Source organism: Succinimonas sp., from assembly GCF_045225735.1.
In the GTDB taxonomy this organism is placed as follows: Bacteria; Pseudomonadota; Gammaproteobacteria; order Enterobacterales; family Succinivibrionaceae; genus Succinimonas.
The window spans coordinates 1-2,193 of record NZ_JBGVBR010000218.1 but is presented as its reverse complement, the minus strand read 5'-3'; the positions used below and the strand labels follow the sequence as shown (position 1 = coordinate 2,193).

3 protein-coding genes are annotated in these 2,193 nt (G+C 55.2%); 1 reads left to right on the top strand and 2 read right to left on the bottom strand.

Features of this window, described 5'->3' with window-relative positions; translation table 11 throughout:
• Nucleotides 1–133 precede the first annotated feature (133 nt).
• Nucleotides 134–673 (top strand): hypothetical protein, encoded by a 540-nt coding sequence (locus ACJROR_RS07535; RefSeq protein WP_406546586.1) that lies wholly within the window; start codon nt 134–136, stop codon nt 671–673.
• 1 nt (nt 674) lies between these two features.
• Here the strand turns inward: ACJROR_RS07535 and ACJROR_RS07530 are convergent, their stop codons facing one another.
• Nucleotides 675–2,000: a Y-family DNA polymerase gene (locus ACJROR_RS07530; RefSeq protein WP_406546585.1), complete on the bottom strand. Its 1,326-nt coding sequence runs from the start codon at nt 1,998–2,000 to the stop codon at nt 675–677.
• A partial coding sequence (locus tag ACJROR_RS07525; protein ID WP_406546584.1) for an anion permease occupies nt 1,978–2,193 on the bottom strand: 216 nt, incomplete at its 5' end. The genes ACJROR_RS07530 and ACJROR_RS07525, both read right to left, overlap by 23 nt.

Here is a 2,193-nt window from a genome sequence, read left to right as displayed (position 1 = left end):
TTAGCATGATATTCTATCCTGCAACGTCAGATATACCATCAGAGACGGCTTTCCGGAAGATGAACAAAGCAGGACTGCTTTATCTCTCCGGGGCAGACCTTTTTTAACCTGATTACACACAGAGGAAAATAATATGACCATGCAAAAGACTACGAAAACGACCATGAGTAAAATCTGCCGGGCTATGGCCGGTTTGGGCATTGCCGCGCTGCTGTTAAGCGCCTGCGGCGACTCCGAGGCTCCGGCAGCAGGCGCTGCAAGTCCGGCGGCTTCCGAAGCTTCCGGCGCGGCAAACACCGGCGTCTCCGGAAAGGAAGAGACGGCCGCTCCGGCTGAAATAAGCAAGAGCGCCGCCGGGAATTCCGCCCAAGATCTTCAAAGCCGCATTGAAGCGGAAAAGAAGAAGGCTGATGAAGCCGCCAAAGCTTTTCAGGATAAGCTGGAGGCCGAGAAGAAGAAGGCTGAGGCTGCCGCAAATTCCCTGAATGAACAGCTGGAAGCCGAGAAGAAGAAGGCCGAAGCTGCGGCAAACTCTCTGAATGAACAGCTGGAGGCTGAGAAGAAGAAGGCCGAGGCTGCCGCAAATTCCCTGAATGAAGAGCTGGAGGCCCAGAAAAAGAAGGCCGACGAAGCCGCCCAGGCTCTTAAGGAGCAGCTTTCCGGCAGTAATTAAGTCACCGTACCTTAGGCACATCCTTCCAGGAGGTGGTATAGGCCGGGGATAATCGGGTCTGCCGGGAGACCTTGGCGGTTCCGGCCCGGCCCTGCGCCGCGAAGAAAATGGTGTTCCGGCCCCGGGAGTTTATGAGATCAATGGTGGCCATCAGTTTTTTCCGCTTTTCATCATCCGGCCCGGGCTGTTTTACGGGATCGAAGAGATCCGTCTGAAACTCCGGCGTCAGGGAGAGATCGCAGAGAATGATGCCGCCCCGGGCATAGGGCACCCCCGGCCGGAAGATTTTTTCCAGAAGGAAATTAAGACCGTTAAGCACGGTTACGGTGTCGTTTACGGGATACCCCAGATCCAGAGTGGCGGAATCGCTGCAGGGCCGGGGATCAAAGGGGCTGGAGCTTATGAAGATCCCCATGGTTCCGGCATACTGGCGTTCCTCCCGGAGCTTCTGCATAATGCTTACGGCAAATCCGGCCATGGTTTCCCGGAGGAGGCCGAAATCCGCAATCCGGTTTCCGAAGGTGCGGCTCCACATCATCTGCTTTTTCGGGCGGGGCTGATCCTCCAGCTCAAAAAAGCTCTCCCCGTTAAGCTCCTTCCAGGTGCCGTAAACGGTTTTGTTAAAGTTATGCCGGAGGCGGTATTCGTCGCATTCGGCAAATTCCCAGGCATCCCCGGCATGCAGAATTTCGCGGATTTTGGGCTCCAGCCGGGATCCCACCCCCCAGATATCTCCCACCGGCGTCCATTTAAGAACCCTTCTTCGGGTGACCTCATCAAGAATCACCGCCGCTCCTCCCGGAATAAAGTTCTTTTTTGCGGCATGATTGGCCGCCTTGGCCAGGGTTTTGGTGGCGGCCGCCCCCACGCATATGGGAATACCGGTATTCCGGGTTACTGTCTCTCTGATTTTAAGGCAGTATGCCGGAATATCGTAAAGCCTGTCCAGACCGGAAAGATCCAGAAAGGATTCGTCAACGCTGTAGTTCTCCAGCCGGGGACAGAATTCCTCCAGGGTGCTGGTCACTCTGCGGGAGATGTCAAGATACAGCGGAAAATTTGAACTGAAGGCGGCGATGCGATACCGGCGGGCCAGATCGGCGATCTGGAAGAACGGAACTCCCATTTTGATGCCGAGAGCCTTGGCTTCGTTGGAACGGGAAATCACACAGCCGTCATTGTTGGAAAGAACCACCACCGGGCGGTTCTTAAGATCGGGCCGAAAAAGCCTCTCGCAGGAAACGAAGAAGTTATTGCAGTCTGCCAGCGCAATAATCTTCCCGCGGGAGGCCTCGGGAGCAATATCAGGAGAATTGCTCAATGACATAGAGAGCGGCAAAAGCCACCAGCATGCAGATTACAGAAACCAAACCGCCGGACTTCATCATGTCCTTGTTGGTGATATCGCCTGTAGCATAAGCCAGAGCATTCGGAGGAGTGCTGATAGGCAGCGTCATGGCGAAGCTCATGGCCAGAGCCATGATTATCAGGCAGTGAGACATGTGCATGCCGGTATCGGC